Here is a 17965-nt window from a genome sequence, read left to right as displayed (position 1 = left end):
TCATTCGTGAGGTTTCACATGTACGCGGTCATAAAAACCGGCGGCAAACAATACAAAGTTGCTGCTGGCGAAAAACTCAAAGTAGAACAGATACCGGCTGACATTGGCTCCGAAATCACTTTGGATCAAGTGCTCGCAGTGGGCGCAGGCGAAACCGTGAAGTTCGGTGCGCCGCTGGTCGCAGGTGCTACGGTGCTGGCTACTGTGGTAGCACAAGGTCGCCATGACAAGGTCCGCATCTTCAAGATGCGTCGTCGCAAGCACTACCAAAAGCGTCAAGGCCATCGTCAGAACTACACCGAACTGCAAATCGTCTCGATCAACGCCTAAGCGTTGAACTGGTCGAACTGCTCATCCAAAGTCATCAAGGAGTTTTAAATGGCACACAAAAAAGGCGGCGGCACTACGCGCAACGGCCGTGACTCAGAATCGAAACGCCTGGGCGTCAAGGTTTATGGCGGCCAAGTGATCAACGCTGGCGGCATCATCGTCCGTCAACGCGGCACCCGCGTCCACGCTGGCGAAAACGTCGGCGTCGGCAAGGACCACACCCTGTTCGCCCTGAAGGACGGCAAGGTCAAGTTCGTTGTCAAGGGCCTGCAACAGCGTCAATACGCAACCGTCGTTACGGCGTAAGCGTTCCTGTCATCCGGGTCCGCCCGGAAATCAGGCATAAAAAAGGCTCTGCCGGTGGTGGAGCCTTTTTGGTTTTTTGAAGAGCCGTCAACAAAGCGCCGAACCCAGCCTCCTGTGGGGAGTGTCGGGGTGGCCCTCATCTCGGGGCAAGGATGCATCGACGTTTTGTTAGCGGCTCCCACGAGGCGTCAATATCATGAAATTCATCGACGAAGCACGCATTGAAGTCGTGGCGGGGGATGGCGGCAACGGTGTCGCCAGCTTCTGCCGCGAGAAATTCCGCCCCTTCGGCGGTCCCGACGGCGGCGACGGCGGCAAGGGCGGCACCATCTGGGCCGTGGCTGATCGCAACGTCAACACCCTGATCGACTATCGCTACGCCAAGCTGCACCGCGCTGGTCGTGGCGAAAATGGCCGTGGTTCCGACTGCTATGGCAAGGGCGCCGACGACGTCTATCTGCGCATGCCGGTAGGTACGCTGATCGTGGACATCAACACCGGCGAGCACATCGCCGACCTGACCTTCCACGGCCAGACCGTGATGCTGGCCAAGGGTGGCGAGGGCGGCTGGGGCAACATCCACTTCAAGACTTCCACCAACCGCGCTCCGCGTCAAAAGACCGAGGGCAAGGAAGGCGAACGCCGCGAACTGCGCCTGGAGCTGAAGGTGCTGGCCGACGTCGGTCTGCTGGGCATGCCCAATGCAGGCAAGTCGACCTTCATCACGGCCGTCTCCAACGCCCGTCCGAAGATCGCCGACTATCCTTTCACGACGCTGCATCCCAACCTGGGTGTGGTGCGCGTGAGCCACGAAAAGAGCTTCGTCATCGCCGACATCCCCGGCCTGATCGAGGGTGCGGCCGACGGCGCTGGCCTGGGGGTGCAGTTCCTGCGCCACCTGCAGCGCACCGGCCTGCTGCTGCACATCGTCGATCTGGCGCCCTTCAACGAGGAAGTCGATCCGGTCAAGGAAGCCAAGGCCATCGTCAAGGAACTGAAGAAGTACGACCAGTCCCTGTTCGACAAGCCGCGCTGGCTGGTCCTGAACAAGCTGGACGTGGTGCCCGAGGCCGAGCGCGCCAAGCGCGTGAAGGATTTCGTCAAGCGCTTCGGCTGGAAGGGCCCGGTGTTCGAGATCTCGGCCCTGAACCGTGACGGTTGCGAAGACCTGATCAACGAGATCTACAGCTACCTCGAAACCAAGCGCGCCGAGGAGCATCGTTCCGAAGAGACGCAGATGACCGAGGAAGCACGCGCCATCTCCAGCATCGATCCGGACGATCCGCGCTTCAAGGTCCTGGACTGATTCCGTCGCTGCGCGGCCTCTACCGAGGCTGCGCAGCGGGGGCGGTTCGGGCTATCATCTCTGCCTGTCGGAATTTCCGACTTCCCCCAGAAGAATCAGAATCCGGAACACTATGCAATCGGTCATTCAAAGCGCCAAGCGGCTCATCATCAAGGTCGGTTCCTCACTGGTTACCAATGATGGCAAGGGCCTGGACGCCAACGCCATCGCCCGCTGGGTCGAGCAGATTGCGCAATTGCGCGCACTCGGCAAGGAAGTGGTACTGGTCAGCTCCGGCGCGGTCGCCGAGGGCATGCAGCGCCTGGGCTTCGACAAGCGTCCCACCGGCATCCATCATCTACAGGCCTGCGCTGCAGTGGGCCAGATGGGCCTGGCGCAAATCTACGAAACCAGCTTCCGCAAGCATGCGCTACACACCGCCCAGGTGCTGCTGACCCATGCTGACCTGGCCGACCGCGAGCGCTACCTCAATGCCCGTTCCACCCTCTTCGCCCTGTTGCAGCTGGGCGTGGTGCCGGTCATCAACGAGAACGACACGGTGGTCACCGATGAAATCAAGTTCGGTGACAACGATACCCTGGGCGCCCTGGTCGCCAACCTGATCGAGGCCGATGCGCTGGTCATTCTCACCGACCAGCCTGGCCTGTTCACTGCCGATCCCCGCAAGGACCCCAAGGCCACGCTCATCGCCGAGGCCCGCGCCGGCGATCCGTCGCTGGAGCTGATCGCTGGCGGCACCGGCACCGGCATCGGCCGGGGCGGCATGCTGACGAAGATCCTGGCGGCCAAGCGCGCCGCGACCTCGGGTGCGCATACGGTGATCGCCTGGGGTCGTGAAGACCAGGTGCTGACCCGACTGGCAGCGGGAGAGACCATCGGTACCCAGCTCAATGCCGAGACCGCGCAACTGACGGCGCGCAAGCAGTGGATGGCCGATCACCTCAAGACCGCTGGCCGCGTGGTGCTGGATGCCGGTGCCGTCCAGAAGCTGAGCCTGGAAGGCAAGTCATTGCTGCCCATCGGCGTCGTGGAGGTGGCGGGGGAATTCGGCCGCGGTGACGTGATTACCTGCGTCGATGAGTCCGGACGCGCCATTGCCCGCGGCATGAGCAACTACAACAGCTCGGACGCACGTCGCATCATTCGTCATCCGTCTTCCGAAATCCAGGCTATCCTCGGTTTCGTCGAAGAGCCCGAGCTGGTGCATCGGGATAACCTGGTGCTGCTCTGAACCATGGGGCTCTCTGCAATGAGCGGATAAACGGTATATATCCTGTAAAAGATATAAAAAAACGCGGCCTGGCCGCGTTTTTCATTTCCGTTGCTGCCGTTGAGGTCAGCGACGTACCGGATCGAGACGGGTCTGGGTCTTCAGCCGATTGACGATGCTCTTCACGTTCTCGTTGTCGGCGATCATCTTGCCGTCGCAGAAATAATCCTTGAACAGCGCGCCATCGATACGGTTGGCACCGATATCGCGGATCGGCTGCCACTTGTCACGCCGCGAACGCGACCATTTGCCATCGGGATGGCCGAAGGCATAGGTCTTCTTTTCCCAGGTCTCGCAACGCATGCCTTCGTACATCACGTTCACGGCGCCGCCTTCGGTCTTGGTCACTACCGTGTAGCGCACCACCTTGTCGGTGCCGATGGAGACCGAATTGAGGTCCACATAGGCCTTCATGGTGGCATTCGGACTCAGATAGAACTCGGCCAGGTTCTGCTGTTGCGGCGTCGGCGGCAGCTGCACGGCGATTTCCTGCCAGGGCTTTTCCTCGTCGTCGAATTCTTCATCGAAGCTCTGCGCCAGGGCGCTGGTACAGGCCGCCAGCAGGGCGCAGGCCAGCACCGCGTGGCGCAGGCCGCGCAGGGAGATCGGGGAGCGTTGTGATGCGTTCGGCAGGGAAGAGGGCATGGGGCTCACTTGGATTCGGGCGTGGAGGCGCCGTTGAGGGGCTGGGCCTGTGTGGCCGGGCCGGCTTTCTTGTGGGGAGGCAGGGGGCGACCGGGCGGCTCGCCACGCCGCACGGCATGGCCGGCGCGATTCAGGAAGCGCGACAATTCCTGCAGCGCCTGCTGATAGACCTCGCGCTTGAACTCGATGACCACGTCCAGCGGCACCCAGTAGTCATGCCAGCGCCAGGCATCGAACTCGGGATGCGAGGTGCCGCGCAGGTTGACGTCGCAATCGCGCCCGACCATGCGCAGCAGGAACCAGATCTGCTTCTGGCCGCGATAATGGCCGCGCACTTCGCGCTTGATGAAATGGTCGGGGACTTCGTAGCGCAGCCAGTCACGGGTGCGCCCGATGATCTTGACGTGCTCGGCCCGCAGGCCGATTTCCTCTTCCAGTTCCCTAAACATCGCCTGTTCGGGGGTCTCGCCGTGCTTGATGCCGCCTTGCGGGAATTGCCAGGAGTGCTCGCGTACGCGCTTGCCCCACCACACCTCGTTATTGGCGTTGAGCAGGATGATGCCGACGTTCGGGCGGAAGCCTTCTCGATCCAGCATGGTGATCCTCAAACTTTCTGCGGCTGGAAGTGCCTTTCGGGCAGGCTCATGCGACTGCGGGCGCGCCGATGGAAATCGGTGCGCCAGGCGGGTCAGGAGCAATCACATCGATGCACGGATGTCATTGAAACTAGGAGCAAATCTGCAAAGAAAGGGCGCATCAGCCAGCTAATCCTTTAAAATTAGAACGATTATAACCCTCCTCTTTTTAAAAAGAACCGACCGTCATGCGCGCCTCACGTTTTTTTATTTCCACCCTGAAAGAAGCCCCTTCCGACGCTGAAATCGTCAGCCACAAGCTGATGATGCGGGCCGGGATGATCAAGCGTCTGGGGGCCGGCATCTATACCTACATGCCGATGGGGTTGCGCGTGATCCGCAAGGTCGAAGCCATCGTGCGCGAGGAAATGAATCGTGCCGGCGCCGTCGAGCTGTTGATGCCGGTGGTGCAGCCGGCCGAGCTGTGGCAGGAGACCGGGCGCTGGAACAAGATGGGCGCCGAGCTCATGCGCGTGAAGGATCGCCATGGTCGCGATTTCGCCATCCAGCCGACCTCCGAAGAAGTGGTTACCGACGTGGCGCGCTCCGAACTGCGCAGCTACAAGCAGCTGCCGGTGAACTTCTATCACATCCAGACCAAGTTCCGCGACGAGCGTCGCCCGCGCTTCGGCCTGATGCGTGGTCGCGAATTCACAATGAAGGATGCCTATTCCTTCGACCGCGATCTCGATGGCCTGAAGAAATCCTACCAGGCCATGTACGACGCCTACGTGCGCATCTTCACCCGCTTCGGCCTACAGTTCCGCGCCGTGGCGGCCGACAACGGCGCCATCGGCGGTTCCGGTTCGCATGAGTTCCACGTGATCGCCGCCACCGGCGAAGATGCGCTGGTCTATTGCCCGACGTCCGACTACGCTGCCAACATGGAGGCAGCCGAAGCCCTGCCGGTGGACAGCGTCCGTGGTGCCGCCACCCAGGCGCTGGAAAAGACCGCCACGCCCGGCAAATCCAAGTGCGAGGCCGTGGCCGAGCTGCTGGGTCTGCCGCTGGTGCGCACCGTCAAGTCCATCGTGCTGGCGGTGGATAACGAAGACCCGGCCAAGAAGGAGATCTGGCTGCTGCTGCTGCGTGGCGACCATGAACTCAATGAAGTGAAGGCCAGCAAGATCCCCGGCCTGGCCACCTACCGCTTCGCCAACGAAGCCGAGATCGTCGAATGGTTCGGTACGCCTCCGGGCTACCTGGGGCCGATCGGCACGAAGAAGCCGGTCAAGGTCGTGGCCGACCGCACCGTCGCCAACATGGCCGATTTCGTCTGCGGCGCCAACGAAGCCGACTTCCACTACACCGGTGCCAACTGGGGCCGTGACCTGCCCGAACCGCTGGTGGCCGATCTGCGCAACGTGGTCGAGGGTGATGCCTCGCCGGATGGCAAGGGCGTGCTGGCGATCCAGCGTGGTATCGAGGTAGGCCACGTGTTCCAGCTGGGGACCACCTATTCCGAGGCCATGAAGGCCACCTATCTGGATGAGGCCGGCAAGCCGCAGCCGCTGGTGATGGGCTGCTACGGTATCGGCGTGACCCGCATCCTGGGTGCGGCCATCGAGCAGAACTTCGATGACAAGGGCATCATCTGGCCGACCTCGATTGCCCCCTTCGAAGTGGTGCTCTGCCCGATGGGCTATGACCGCAGCGAAGCCGTCAAGACCGAAATCGACAAGCTGTATGCGCAATTGACCGAGGCAGGCGTGGACGTGGTGCTGGATGACCGTGGCGAACGCCCGGGCGCCATGTTCGCCGATTGGGAGCTGATCGGCGTACCGCATCGTATTGTGGTCGGCGACCGTGGCCTGAAGGACGGTAATATCGAATACCAGGGGCGTCGCGATACCGAGGCCACCCAGGTGCCGCTGGCCGATGCGTTGGCCTTCATTCAGGGCAAGCTCGCGGCCTGAACCAGCGCCGCGCGGCGCTGAGGCCGTAACGAAAAAAGGCGGACGCCATTCAAGCGTCCGCCTTTGTCTTTTCTGGCCGCTCAGGCGACCTGTCGAGGCGCCCCGGCTTACTTGGCGGGGACGATGGTCACCGTCTCGCGCAGGATGCCGCCTTCGGCGACGCTGCCATCAACCCGGCCCTGGCCGTTGACGCGTTTCTCGCAATCGATGCGATCCGACTGCGGCAGGCCTTCGCAGCGGCGCAGTGCATTTTCCTTGAGCTGGGTCGCGCCCGGATCGGTCAGTGTGCCGCGGGCGGCAGCTTGCTGCGCGGCGCCGGCTTCACGCAGGCAGGTGGCGCGATCCTCGGTGGAACTGCCGCTCTTGCAGGCGGCGATCTGCTGCTGGTACTCCGAATTGCCGGCCTTGCCGGCGGCGAATACGTGCGAGGCACCGCCCAGGGCGGCCAGACCGATCACAAGGGCGCTGGCCGAGCGCAGGACCTGGTGACGCAGGCTCGGGGTGGGATTTGGCATGGTCATTCCTTTCTCTTGGTAATGAGCGTCCAAGCTCATCAGTGGATGGCATATTGATAGACCCGGCTTTGTTTGTTCAGTTCTGCGGGAAGGAAAGTGAGCGTAACCATACGTTTCCGGCTCCGATACTCCATGCAGAACTGGCATCCTAGGCCAGAGCGGCGCCTACGCGCCATCAGAAAAGGCCGCCAAAGGGCGTCGGACAACAGGAAACGCACACGGGTGGCCCTCCGCGGGCAGTGGCGACGCCTTGCGCCTGCCGCGTGCTGAAACATCCGGAAACAAAAACGCCCGCATCTGGCTGCGGGCGTTTTTGTTTGCAAGTCGCTTGCAAACCGCGGGCGTCGATCAGCTCAGGTGAGCCGAGATCAGCTTGGTCATTTCGAACATCGTGACTTGCTTCTTGCCACCGAAGATCGCCTTGAGCTTGTCGTCAGCATCGATGTTGCGCTTGTTCTCGGCGTTCTGCAGCTTGTTCTTCTTGATGTATTCCCACACCTTCTTGGTGACTTCGGTGCGTGGCAGCGGCTTGGCGCCGACCACTTCGCCCAGAGCTGCCGACGGGGTCAGCGGCTTCATGAAGGCGGCGTTGGGCGTACGTTTTGCAGCGGGCTTCTTGGCAGCGGGCTTGGCGGCGGGCTTTGCTGCTGCTTTCTTGGGGGCTGCCTTGGGTGCGGCTTTCGGAGCTGCCTTGGCTGCCGGCTTGGCAGCGGGTTTGGCGGCTGCCTTCGGCGCTGCCTTGGGTGCTGCTGCTTTTGCTGCTGGCTTGGCAGCCGCCTTGGCGGCGGGTTTTGCTGCTGGCTTCTTTACTGCGGCTGCTGCTTTTTTTGCTGTGGCCATCTGAAAGACTCCTCACAAGAATGAGATGAATGCGTCAATTTACGCACCGCTAATAGTGGTGCTCTTTGCACGGCCATGCAAGTATTTTTTAGTGGATTTCAGGGGTGAACAACCAGGAAACAACGAGCCGGGCCGATCCGGCGTCAAGCCGCGCCGGTAAAGGGATCGCGGCGGATCGAAGGCGCCCGCGTAAGGGCTTGTTGCCGACCCCGCGACGCGGCCCGCGGAAGATGAAAAAAGGACATGTTCGCGCCCCTTCCGGGAGGCAAGTGAAGAGGGTGTGCAAGGGGAGGGGGCAGCGGGGGAGAAACGTCGGAAGACGTCGGGAAAACCAGGGGGAAAGGCAATCCGCAAAGCCGGATCTGTGCGTCGTCGATCCGCTCGCACTGGCCGCGGCGGAACCACTGGTGCCAGCCGAAAAGCCAGCACCAGCAAGGGTTTTAGCGCGGAGTCAGCGCATGCCGCCGGGCAGCATGCCCTTCATGCCGCGCATCATCTTCATCATGCCGCCGCCCTTGAGCTTCTTCATCATCGATTGCATCTGCTCGAACTGCGACAGCATGCGGTTGACTTCCTGCACCTGCACGCCCGCGCCGGCGGCGATACGGCGCTTGCGGGTAGCCTTGATCAGTTCGGGCTTGGCGCGCTCCTGCGGGGTCATGGAATTGATGATGCCCTCCATGCGACGCACCTGCTTCTCGGCCTGGTCCATGTTGGCGTTGCCGGCGGCGGCCTGCATCTGCGCCGGCAGCTTGTCCAGCAGGCTGGTGAGGCCGCCCATCTTCTTCATCTGCGACAACTGGGCCTTGAAGTCATTGAGGTCGAACTTGCCGCCACCCTTGATCTTGTTGGCCAGGCCTTCGGCGGCTGCCATGTCCACGCCCTTGCGGGCTTCCTCGACCAGGGCCAGGATGTCGCCCATGCCCAGGATGCGGTTGGCCATGCGCGAAGGATCGAAGGCTTCCAGGCCGTCCAGCTTTTCGGCCACGCCGGCGAACTTGATGGGCTTGCCGGTGATGTGACGCACCGACAGCGCCGCACCACCGCGGGAATCACCATCCAGCTTGGTGAGCACCACGCCGGTCAGCGGCAGGGCGTCGCTGAAGGCCTTGGCGGTGTTGATGGCGTCCTGGCCCAGCATGGCGTCGACCACGAACAGGGTTTCGATGGGTTTGATGGCGGCGTGTACGGCGCGGATTTCGTCCATCATGGCCTGGTCGATACCCAGGCGGCCGGCGGTGTCGACGATGAGCACTTCGTGGTGGTGCTTCTTGGCGTAGTCCAGCGCCGCCAGGGCGATATCGACCGGCTTGTCGGTCGGCTGGCTGGGGAAGAAGTCGGCGCCGGCCTGGCCGGTCACCGTCTGCAGCTGGCCGATGGCGGCCGGACGATAGACGTCGGCCGATACCGTCAGCACCTTCTTCTTGGTGGTTTCGCGCAGGTATTTGGCCAGCTTGCCGACGGTGGTGGTTTTACCGGCACCCTGCAGGCCTGCCATCAGGATGATCGCCGGCGGCTGGGTGGCGAAGTTCAGTTGCGAGGCTTCCGGGCCCAGATCGGCGCCCATCAGGCTGGCCAGTTCGCGCTGTACCACGCCCACCAGGGCCTGGCCGGGAGTCAGCGAACCGATGACTTCCTCGCCCAGGGCTTTCTCCTTGACCTTGGCGATGAATTCACGCACCGCCGGCAGGGCCACGTCGGCCTCCAGCAGGGCCAGGCGCACTTCGCGCAGCATCTCGGCGGTATTCGATTCGGTCAGGCGCGCCTCGCCGCGCATGGTTTTGACGACTTTGGCGAGGCGTTGGGTCAGATTGTCTAGCATGGTGATGTCTGCAAATGAATGGATGGCCGGCCAGGACCAGGCGGTGCGGCCGGCAGCGGGCAATCCCGCATTCTAACCGATCAGCCCGGGCGCGCCCGGGTTGGCGCGTGGGGCTGAGATGGGGGCGCTACGTAAAATTAACAGCTTGTACAGCCCGCGCTCTTTGTGTATACATGGGCGCTGAATTTCCAGGTGCAAAACAATAATCAAGGCCAGCCACCGCAGTGAGGGGGCGGCCAACGCCATCGAGACAGCCGGCCCGCATCGCCGCCGCCGGCCTGACGCATCAATAACGATACACACAAGAGGAGAGTGGAAATGCACAAGAAACTGATCGCCCTGGCCCTGCTGGCAAGCGCCGGCTTTGCGACCGCCAGCCATGCCGCGGACGACGTGATCCGGCTGGGCAACCTGAAGTTCGCCCATTATGGTGCGGTGTCCTACATCAAGGAGATCGCGCCCAAGTGCGGCATCAAGGTCGATGAAAAGGTCTTCGCCAAGGGCCCCGACGTGATGCAGGGCATCCTGGCCGGTGAGCTGGACGTGGGTACCACCGCTTCGGAAGCCGCCATCTCGGGCCGCGCCAACGGCGCACCGATCTACGTGGTGGCCGGCTTCGCCAAGGGCGGTGCACGCCTGGTGGCGGGCAAGGACTCGGGCATCAAGTCGGTCAAGGACTTGAAGGGCAAGAAGGTCGGTGTGACCCGCGGTGGCATCCATGAAGTGCTGCTGGACGCCGAGCTGGGCCAGAACGGCCTCACGCCCAAGGATGTGACCATCGTCTACCTGGCCTTCGCCGACTTGAACCAGGCGCTGCTGGGCAAGAACATCGACGCCATGATGCAGAGCGAGCCGCAGTCCTCGCAGGCCATCAACAAGGGTTTCGGGGTGGAAGTGATGAAGCCCTACGACACCCCGATCGGCGAGCCTTACCGCACCATGGTGATGACCGAGAAGTTCTACAACGAAAAGCGTCCGCTGGCCGAGAAGTTCATGCGCTGCTTCCTGGAGGCGACCAAGACCTTCATCGACAAGCCGGAAGTGGCCGAGAAGTATGTGCGTGAAGTGATCTTCAAGAACCAGATCACCAAGGAAGACTTCTACGACGCCATCGGCAACTCGCCCTACGCCTACGACATCACCGCCGAGCACATCCAGGTCACCACCGACACCATGGCCAAGTACGGTACCGGCAAGATGGCCAAGCCGCCGGTGGCCAAGGATTGGGTGAAGACCGATCTGCTGGAGCAGGCCAAGAAGAGCATGAACCTCAAGTAAGGGGAACGGTGCATGGCAAAGAACAAGAATGGCAGCTTCCTCCAGGGGCTGCTGGTGCCGCTGGTGGTGATCGCCCTCTGGGAGGGGGCCTCCCGCGCCGGCTGGATCAATCCGCAGATCCTGCCCTCGCCCTGGGCGGTGCTCAAGAAGTGGGGCGAATACGCCTCGCCCCTGAAGCCCTATGACCCCGAGGCCGGCAGCTGGCTGGCCTGGGTGTTCTCGGGGGAACTGGTGATGGACGCCATCGGCAGCCTCTACCGTGTGGTGGCGGGCTTCCTGATCGGCGCCGGCCTGGCCTTGCCGCTGGGCCTGCTGATGGGGTCGAGCCAGCGCATCTATGGCCTCATGAACCTGACGGTCCAGGTGATCCGCCCGATTCCGCCGATTGCCTATATCCCGCTGGCTATCCTGTGGTTCGGGCTGGGCAATCCGCCGGCCTTGTTCCTGATCTCGCTGGGGGCCTTCTTCCCGGTGCTGATGAACACCATCGCCGGGGTGCGCCAGGTCGACAGCATCTACCTGCGTGCCGCCCGCAACCTGGGCGCCAGCCAGTCCACGCTGTTCCTGCGGGTGATGTTGCCGGCAGCGGTGCCCTACATCCTCTCGGGGGTGCGCATCGGTATCGGCACGGCCTTCATCGTGGTGATCGTGGCCGAGATGATCGCCGTCAGCAATGGCCTGGGTTTCCGCATCATGGAAGCGCGTGAGTATTTCTGGTCGGACAAGATCATCGCCGGCATGATCACCATCGGCCTGCTGGGCCTGGCCATCGACCTGGGCATGAGCCGCCTCAACAATTACATGCTGCGCTGGCATCGCGGGCTGGAGAACTGACATGAACCAAGCCAATTCTTCGCCCCGCATCCGCGTGCAGGGCGTGCACAAGGTCTTCAAGACCGATGACCGCGAAGTCGTCGCCTTGAAGGATATCAACCTGGACATTCCCGACGGTCAGTTCGTCTGCCTGCTGGGGCCGTCCGGCTGCGGCAAGTCCACCTTGTTGAATGCCATCGCCGGCTTCGCGCTGCCGTCCACCGGTGAAATCCTCACCGATGGCAAGGTGGTCAGCGAGCCGGGGCCGGATCGTGGCATGGTGTTCCAGGAATATGCGCTCTTCCCCTGGATGACGGTGGAGCAGAACGTCGCCTTCGGCCTGGAAATCAAGGGGACCCCCAAGGCCGAGATCGTCCAGCGCGTGACCCAGCTGCTGGACAAGCTGGGCCTGATCGACTTCCGCACCCGTTTCCCCAAGGACCTGTCGGGCGGCATGCGCCAGCGGGTGGCGATTGCCCGGGTGCTGGCGCTGGATTCGCCCATCATGCTCATGGATGAGCCCTTCGGTGCCCTGGATGCGCTGACCCGTCGCAACCTGCAGGACGAATTGCTGCGCATCTGGGACGAGTTCAGGAAGACCATCGTCTTCGTGACCCACAGCATCGAGGAAGCGATCTACCTGGCCGACCGCATCGTGGTCATGACCTACCGTCCCGGCACGGTCAAGCGTGACATGCTGGTGAACCTGCCACGGCTGCGCGATCCGGCCGACCCCGAGTTCAATGCCCTGAAGCGGGAACTGGGCCAGTTGGTGATGGAAGAGCAGCAGCGCCATCACAACGCCGAGATGAAGGCGGCGGCGGTGGACTGAGGCTTACACCCCGCGCCGCTTGGCGGAGCAGGGTGCGGGTGGTCCGGACACGGCAGGATGCTCCTGCCGTGTCGCATTTGGCGGCGGATGCCTGCGGTTTGCCTGACCGGGCGCAATCGGGCCGGTGGCCGAGATAGTGTAAACTTGGGCGATGCAAACTTATTTTTTCATCCTGGCTGCGCTGCTCTATCTGGCATGCGCCTTCATGCCCTCGCAACGGCGCACGCCGATTTCGCTGGGCATCGTGGTGGGCTGGGTGCTGCACGGCGGAGCCCTGCTGTCGGACATGTTTGCCCCCGATGCCGTGCGGGTGGGCTTTGCGGTGATGCTCTCCTCCACGCTGTGGATTTCGGTGGCCGCCTACTGGCTGGAAAATCGCAATTTCTCGCTCGACAGCATGCGCGTCCTGGTACTTCCGGTGGCGGCGCTGTCGGTGATCCTGCCCAGCGTCTTCCCCGGCAACCTGGTGGCGCTGGCCGGCAAGTCGGACTGGTTCCTGGCGCATATCGCCATCTCCATCCTGGCCTACAGTACCCTCACCATTGCCGCCTTCCATGCGGTGCTGATGGTGTTGCAGGAGTCGCGCCTGCATACCCGGCCCGGTCCGGCCGCCCAGGCCAGCTGGTTCGGCCTGGCGCTGGATCGCCTGCCGGCGCTGCTGACCATGGAAAAACTGTTGTTCCGCCTGATCGCCTTCGGCTTCGCGTTGCTGACGCTGACCGTAGTGTCGGGCGTTGTCTTTTCCGAGCAGTTGTTCGGGACGCCATTCAGGTGGGACCACAAGACGGTCTTCACGATGCTGTCCTGGCTGCTGTTCGGCCTGCTCCTGGCCGGCCGTCGCTGGCAGGGATGGCGGGGGCGCACCGCGCTCAGCTTCACGCTGGCCGGGTTCGCCATTCTTCTATTAGCTTATGTGGGCAGCCGGTTCGTGCTTGAAGTCGTGCTGCATCGGGTACTGACATGAAATATCTGATCTGGCTGGTCGTGCTGCTGGCCGTGGTGGTGTGGTTCCAGCGCGCCAAGAAATCCATGCTGGCCGGCAATGATCCCGCCGCCGAGGGCGATGCGCGTGCCGAATCCGGCATGCCGCCGCCCAAGCCGTCGCGCTTCCGGCGCCGCAGCGACAGCAATGTCGAGACCATGGTGCAGTGCGCCCATTGCGGTATCCACTTTCCGGCCTCCGAGGCGGTGGTGCATGCTTCCGGGGCGCATTACTGCTCGGAAGAGCATCGCCGGCTGGCGTCTTTCTGAGTCATGAGCGTACCCACCCTCGCCACCGGCTCCTGGGACATCGACGACGAAGGCTGGTGCAGGCAAGCCCGCCGCGAACCTTCCCCCAACTGTGATGAGCGGCCGTCAGGGGTGGTGACGGACCTGCTGGTGATCCACAACATCAGCCTGCCGCCCGGCCAGTTCGGCGGTCCTTATATCGCGGACCTGTTCTGCAACCGGCTCGACTTTGAGGCCGATCCCTATTTCGACCAGTTGCGGCCGCTGCGGGTCTCGGCGCATTTCCTGATCCGCCGCGACGGCGAGGTCGTGCAGTTCGTGCCGGCGCATCGGCGCGCCTGGCATGCCGGGGTGTCGGTGTTCGACGGCCGCGAGCGCTGCAACGATTTTTCCATCGGCATCGAACTGGAAGGCAGCGACTTCGAACCCTTTACCGAGGCCCAGTACCCGGTCCTGGCCGGCCTGTCCCAGGCCCTGGTACGTCGCTATGGCCTCACCGCCGTGGCCGGTCATGAGCATATCGCGCCGGTGCGCAAGACCGATCCCGGGCCGTGTTTCGACTGGCAGCGCTATCACGGGGAAATGATGAAAATTGTTAACGGCGCGCAATTGCGCTTCCCTCTTGGGCTACAAAAAAGTCAAGCTTGATCGACAGAAAAATTCTAGAAATAGCGGTTGCATCCTCCAGTTCACGCCACTAGAATTAGTCCCAATCGATGTTTTGATACTAGATGTAGTGTTCTGGTGAACTTATTTTTGTACGCGGGTCTTCATCCACGGAAAGCCCGTTCCGGCAGTGCTTCAGAAGGTGCGAGACCCGCGAGGCAGTAACCAAGTACGACAACGCCCACGGTTCATCCTTCTTTTATTCCGTCGTTCCACTCGTCAGTTTCAAGCAGTTTTTGCGTCAGCATGAATGTCCACGCAAGGGATAGTCATTGTGGGACGCTTCTGTCGTTCGCCAATCCCCCCGCAGGTCGGGATTGATTAGTTATTAGCAACGCAGGCGATCACCCCGCTCGTCTGCTCCATGTATCCAGGAGGCTAAGTGCGCTCAACCCAAGAAATTTCCGTCAAATCGCCTGCCCCGTTTGGCGTCTCCGCCGAGCTGGAAGGCTCTGCCGACGGCCAGACCATCGTGTCCCAGACTGCTGGCCTGGGCGAATACCGCATCATCCGCCGCAACGGCGCCGTGGTCGGTTTCGAACCCTCCAAGATTTCCATCGCCGTGACCAAGGCCTTCCTGGCCGTCAACGGTGGGCAGGGTGCGGCATCGGCGCGTGTGCGTGAGATGGTCGAGCAACTGACCGCCAACGTGGTGTCGGCGCTGGTGCGTCGCCAGCCTACCGGCGGTACTTTCCATATCGAAGACATCCAGGATCAGGTCGAACTGGCCCTGATGCGCTCGGGCGAGCATGACGTGGCCCGTGCCTACGTGCTGTACCGCGCCAAGCGCATGGAAGAGCGCGCTCAGCAGGGTGCCGCCGCCAAGACCGAAGTGGTCGCCCCGCAGCTGCACGTGACCGAAGACGGCCAGAGCCGTCCGCTGGACATCGCCGAAGTGCGCACCCTGATCGATGCCGCCTGCGTCGGCCTGGAAGGTCACGTCGATGGCGAAGCCATCCTGGCCGAGACCGTCAAGAACCTGTACGACGGCGTACCCGTCGAAGAGCTGTACAAGTCCGCCATCCTGGCTGCCCGCGCGCTGATGGAAAAGGATCCGGCCTACAGCCAGGTGACCTCGCGCCTGCTGATGCACACCATCCGCAAGGAAGTCTTCGGCAAGGAAGTGGCCCAGGCCGACGCCCCGGCCGAATACCTGGAATACTTCCCGCAATACATCAAGAAGGGCATCGAGGCCGAGCTGCTGGACACCAAGCTGGCACAGTTCGACCTGGCCAAGCTGGCCGCTGCCCTCAAGCCCGAGCGCGACCTGCAGTTCGGCTACATCGGCCTGCAGACCCTGTACGACCGCTACTTCCTGCACATCGGCGGCACCCGCATCGAAATGCCGCAGGCCTTCTACATGCGTGTGGCCATGGGCCTGGCGCTCAACGAGATCGACCGCGAAGCCCGCGCCATCGAGTTCTATGACCTGCTGTCGTCGTTCGACTTCATGAGCTCGACCCCGACCCTGTTCAACTCGGGTACCCAGCGTTCGCAGCTGTCGTCCTGCTATCTGACGACCGTGGCCGACGACCTGGACGGTATCTACGAAGCCATCAAGGAAAACGCCCTGCTGGCCAAGTTCGCCGGCGGCCTGGGCAATGACTGGACCCCGGTGCGCGCCCTGGGCGCCCACATCAAGGGCACCAACGGCAAGTCGCAAGGCGTGGTCCCCTTCCTGAAGGTGGTCAACGACACCGCCGTGGCGGTCAACCAGGGCGGCAAGCGCAAGGGCGCGGTCTGCGCCTACCTGGAAACCTGGCACATGGACATCGAGGAATTCCTCGAACTGCGCAAGAACACCGGCGACGACCGCCGCCGCACCCACGACATGAACACCGCGAACTGGATTCCCGACCTGTTCATGAAGCGCGTGATGGAAAAGGGCGAGTGGACCCTGTTCTCGCCTTCCGACACTCCGGACCTGCACGACAAGTTCGGCCGTGCCTTCGAAGAAGCCTATACCGGCTATGAAGCCAAGGCCGCCCGCGGCGAGCTCAAGCTCTTCAAGAAGGTCCAGGCCAATGACCTGTGGCGCAAGATGCTGTCGATGCTCTTCGAGACCGGCCACCCCTGGATCACCTTCAAGGATCCCTGCAACATCCGTTCGCCCCAGCAACACGTGGGCGTGGTCCACAGCTCCAACCTGTGCACCGAGATCACCCTGAACACCAACGACAGCGAAATCGCGGTCTGCAACCTGGGTTCGGTGAACCTGCCTGCGCACCTGGTCAATGGCGAGCTGGACCATGCCAAGCTGCAGAAGACCATCCGCACCGCCATGCGCATGCTGGACAACGTCATCGACATCAACTACTACGCCGTCAAGAAGGCCCGTGACTCCAACCTGCGTCACCGCCCGGTGGGCATGGGCATCATGGGCTTCCAGGACTGCCTGCACATCAAGCGCGTACCGTACGCCTCGATGGACGCTGTCGAGTTCGCCGACCGCTCCATGGAAGCCGTCTGCTACTACGCCTACATGGCCTCCACCGAACTGGCTGAAGAGCGCGGCCGTTACGCCTCCTACCGCGGTTCGCTGTGGGATCGTGGCATCCTGCCCCAGGACTCCCTGAAGCTGCTGGCGCAAGAGCGCGGCGGCTACCTGGAAACCGACACCACCGAGACCCTGGACTGGGCCGCCCTGCGTGCGCGCATCGCCGAACACGGCATGCGCAACTCCAACTGCGTGGCCATTGCGCCGACGGCGACCATCTCCAACATCATCGGCGTGTCGGCCTGCATCGAGCCGACCTACCAGAACCTGTACGTGAAGTCGAACCTGTCGGGCGAATTCACCGAAATCAACGAGTACCTGGTACGTGACCTGAAGGCCCGTGGCCTGTGGGACGAAGTGATGGTCGCCGACCTCAAGTACTTCGACGGCAGCCTGGCCAAGATCGACCGCATCCCGCAAGACCTGCGCGACATCTACGCCACCGCCTTCGAAGTGGACCCGTCCTGGCTGGTGGAAGCCGCCTCGCGTCGCCAGAAGTGGATCGACCAGGCCCAGTCGCTGAACATCTACATGGCCGGCGCCTCCGGCAAGCGTCTGGACGAGACCTACAAGCTGGCCTGGCTGCGCGGTCTGAAGACCACCTATTACCTGCGCACCATCGGTGCCACCCACACCGAGAAGTCCACTTCCCGCGCGGGTGCATTGAACGCCGTGGCAGTCGACGGCGGCGCCGGCAGCATGGCATCGGCCTCGGGTACCGCCGTTCCGGCCGCGCCCATCGCTTCAGCCGCAGCCGCCTCGGCAGCCTACGTGATGCCCACGCCGGGTGCTGCCATCGAAGCCGACGGTCCGGTCTGCACCATGCGTCCGGGCGACGCGGGCTTCGAAGAGTGCGAGGCCTGCCAGTAAGCAACCCGGGCAGGGCCGCGATGGCCTGCTGATGAGGATGATCAAGGTCATCCGAGATGACGGCAGCTACCCTGTCGATGGTCCTGCCCACCCTAGCCGGCGCATCGCGGTGAACTTCACCGGATGCGCCGTTGTCACCTGATAGACACCCGCCGCGCCGCGGTCCACCCGACCCCGCCGGCAGCTACCGATAA

17 protein-coding genes are annotated in these 17965 nt (G+C 62.8%); 12 read left to right on the top strand and 5 right to left on the bottom strand.

Annotation, left to right across the window (positions count from 1 at the left end; translation table 11 throughout):
* Positions 1–18: 18 nt before the first annotated feature.
* From rplU to proB, 4 genes are all read left to right on the top strand, one after another.
* Positions 19–330, top strand: a complete 312-nt coding sequence (gene rplU / locus VE092_RS22760) for a 50S ribosomal protein L21 (protein ID WP_006713215.1) — start codon at positions 19–21, stop codon at positions 328–330.
* Between the two features lie 48 nt (positions 331–378).
* Positions 379–636 carry a 50S ribosomal protein L27 gene (gene rpmA, locus VE092_RS22755; RefSeq protein ID WP_006713216.1) on the top strand — a complete coding sequence of 86 codons (258 nt, stop codon included), beginning with the start codon at positions 379–381 and terminating at the stop codon, positions 634–636.
* A 196-nt stretch (positions 637–832) separates the two neighbouring features.
* A complete protein-coding gene (gene cgtA, locus VE092_RS22750) occupies positions 833–1942 on the top strand; it encodes an Obg family GTPase CgtA (protein WP_006713217.1) in 1110 nt (369 codons plus the stop codon).
* Positions 1943–2054: 112 nt separating this feature from the next.
* Positions 2055–3173, top strand: coding sequence for a glutamate 5-kinase (gene proB, locus VE092_RS22745; RefSeq protein WP_324880173.1), 1119 nt, complete (start codon positions 2055–2057; stop codon positions 3171–3173).
* Between the two features lie 105 nt (positions 3174–3278).
* On the opposite strand, the gene VE092_RS22740 is transcribed toward proB, so the two are convergent.
* A complete protein-coding gene (locus VE092_RS22740) occupies positions 3279–3857 on the bottom strand; it encodes a CNP1-like family protein (protein ID WP_324880172.1) in 579 nt (192 codons plus the stop codon).
* A 5-nt stretch (positions 3858–3862) separates the two neighbouring features.
* Positions 3863–4453 carry an RNA pyrophosphohydrolase gene (locus tag VE092_RS22735; protein WP_324880171.1) on the bottom strand — a complete coding sequence of 197 codons (591 nt, stop codon included), beginning with the start codon at positions 4451–4453 and terminating at the stop codon, positions 3863–3865.
* Positions 4454–4680: 227 nt separating this feature from the next.
* On the opposite strand from VE092_RS22735, the gene VE092_RS22730 reads away from it, so the two are divergent.
* Positions 4681–6408 carry a proline--tRNA ligase gene (locus VE092_RS22730; protein WP_324880170.1) on the top strand — a complete coding sequence of 576 codons (1728 nt, stop codon included), beginning with the start codon at positions 4681–4683 and terminating at the stop codon, positions 6406–6408.
* A gap of 107 nt (positions 6409–6515) precedes the next feature.
* On the opposite strand, the gene VE092_RS22725 is transcribed toward VE092_RS22730, so the two are convergent.
* The 3 genes from VE092_RS22725 to ffh form a co-directional block, all read right to left on the bottom strand.
* Positions 6516–6923, bottom strand: coding sequence for a hypothetical protein (locus VE092_RS22725; protein ID WP_324880169.1), 408 nt, complete (start codon positions 6921–6923; stop codon positions 6516–6518).
* 348 nt (positions 6924–7271) lie between these two features.
* Positions 7272–7763, bottom strand: a complete 492-nt coding sequence (locus VE092_RS22720) for an SWIB/MDM2 domain-containing protein (RefSeq protein WP_324880168.1) — start codon at positions 7761–7763, stop codon at positions 7272–7274.
* 451 nt (positions 7764–8214) lie between these two features.
* Entirely contained in the window at positions 8215–9585 is a 1371-nt protein-coding gene (gene ffh / locus VE092_RS22715) for a signal recognition particle protein (RefSeq protein ID WP_077235900.1), read from the bottom strand.
* Between the two features lie 318 nt (positions 9586–9903).
* On the opposite strand from ffh, the gene VE092_RS22710 reads away from it, so the two are divergent.
* The 7 genes from VE092_RS22710 to VE092_RS22680 all read left to right on the top strand — a co-directional run bounded on the left by VE092_RS22710 (position 9904) and on the right by VE092_RS22680 (position 17771).
* Positions 9904–10863 (top strand): ABC transporter substrate-binding protein, encoded by a 960-nt coding sequence (locus VE092_RS22710; protein WP_324880167.1) that lies wholly within the window; start codon positions 9904–9906, stop codon positions 10861–10863.
* Between the two features lie 12 nt (positions 10864–10875).
* The gene (locus VE092_RS22705; protein ID WP_006713230.1) at positions 10876–11697 is read left to right on the top strand and encodes an ABC transporter permease; all 822 of its coding nucleotides are present in this window, start codon (positions 10876–10878) and stop codon (positions 11695–11697) included.
* A gap of 1 nt (position 11698) precedes the next feature.
* Complete coding sequence (locus VE092_RS22700) at positions 11699–12508, top strand: ABC transporter ATP-binding protein (RefSeq protein ID WP_324880166.1); 810 nt, start codon at positions 11699–11701, stop codon at positions 12506–12508.
* Between the two features lie 151 nt (positions 12509–12659).
* Positions 12660–13472 carry a cytochrome C assembly family protein gene (locus VE092_RS22695; RefSeq protein WP_324880165.1) on the top strand — a complete coding sequence of 271 codons (813 nt, stop codon included), beginning with the start codon at positions 12660–12662 and terminating at the stop codon, positions 13470–13472.
* A complete protein-coding gene (locus tag VE092_RS22690) occupies positions 13469–13759 on the top strand; it encodes a PP0621 family protein (protein ID WP_324880164.1) in 291 nt (96 codons plus the stop codon). The genes VE092_RS22695 and VE092_RS22690 overlap by 4 nt, the downstream gene beginning before the upstream one ends.
* Positions 13760–13762: 3 nt before the next feature.
* On the top strand, positions 13763–14386 hold the full coding sequence (ampD, locus tag VE092_RS22685) for a 1,6-anhydro-N-acetylmuramyl-L-alanine amidase AmpD (RefSeq protein WP_324880163.1): 624 nt from the start codon (positions 13763–13765) through the stop codon (positions 14384–14386).
* A gap of 400 nt (positions 14387–14786) precedes the next feature.
* A complete protein-coding gene (locus VE092_RS22680; RefSeq protein ID WP_324880162.1) occupies positions 14787–17771 on the top strand; it encodes a ribonucleoside-diphosphate reductase subunit alpha in 2985 nt (994 codons plus the stop codon).
* Positions 17772–17965: the final 194 nt, after the last annotated feature.

This window comes from Herbaspirillum sp., from assembly GCF_035644555.1.
Lineage (GTDB): Bacteria > Pseudomonadota > Gammaproteobacteria > Burkholderiales > Burkholderiaceae_D > Herbaspirillum.
This window is presented reverse-complemented; position numbering and strand designations above follow the sequence as displayed.

Bases quoted from the DNA above. Each gene is read 5' to 3' on its own strand.
- rplU (WP_006713215.1), top strand. From the start codon at position 19: ATGTACGCGGTCATAAAAACCGGCGGCAAACAATACAAAGTTGCTGCT.
- rpmA (WP_006713216.1), top strand. From the start codon at position 379: ATGGCACACAAAAAAGGCGGCGGCACTACGCGCAACGGCCGTGACTCA.
- cgtA (WP_006713217.1), top strand. From the start codon at position 833: ATGAAATTCATCGACGAAGCACGCATTGAAGTCGTGGCGGGGGATGGC.
- proB (WP_324880173.1), top strand. From the start codon at position 2,055: ATGCAATCGGTCATTCAAAGCGCCAAGCGGCTCATCATCAAGGTCGGT.
- VE092_RS22740 (WP_324880172.1), bottom strand. From the start codon at position 3,857: ATGCCCTCTTCCCTGCCGAACGCATCACAACGCTCCCCGATCTCCCTG.
- VE092_RS22735 (WP_324880171.1), bottom strand. From the start codon at position 4,453: ATGCTGGATCGAGAAGGCTTCCGCCCGAACGTCGGCATCATCCTGCTC.
- VE092_RS22730 (WP_324880170.1), top strand. From the start codon at position 4,681: ATGCGCGCCTCACGTTTTTTTATTTCCACCCTGAAAGAAGCCCCTTCC.
- VE092_RS22725 (WP_324880169.1), bottom strand. From the start codon at position 6,923: ATGCCAAATCCCACCCCGAGCCTGCGTCACCAGGTCCTGCGCTCGGCC.
- VE092_RS22720 (WP_324880168.1), bottom strand. From the start codon at position 7,763: ATGGCCACAGCAAAAAAAGCAGCAGCCGCAGTAAAGAAGCCAGCAGCA.
- ffh (WP_077235900.1), bottom strand. From the start codon at position 9,585: ATGCTAGACAATCTGACCCAACGCCTCGCCAAAGTCGTCAAAACCATG.
- VE092_RS22710 (WP_324880167.1), top strand. From the start codon at position 9,904: ATGCACAAGAAACTGATCGCCCTGGCCCTGCTGGCAAGCGCCGGCTTT.
- VE092_RS22705 (WP_006713230.1), top strand. From the start codon at position 10,876: ATGGCAAAGAACAAGAATGGCAGCTTCCTCCAGGGGCTGCTGGTGCCG.
- VE092_RS22700 (WP_324880166.1), top strand. From the start codon at position 11,699: ATGAACCAAGCCAATTCTTCGCCCCGCATCCGCGTGCAGGGCGTGCAC.
- VE092_RS22695 (WP_324880165.1), top strand. From the start codon at position 12,660: ATGCAAACTTATTTTTTCATCCTGGCTGCGCTGCTCTATCTGGCATGC.
- VE092_RS22690 (WP_324880164.1), top strand. From the start codon at position 13,469: ATGAAATATCTGATCTGGCTGGTCGTGCTGCTGGCCGTGGTGGTGTGG.
- ampD (WP_324880163.1), top strand. From the start codon at position 13,763: ATGAGCGTACCCACCCTCGCCACCGGCTCCTGGGACATCGACGACGAA.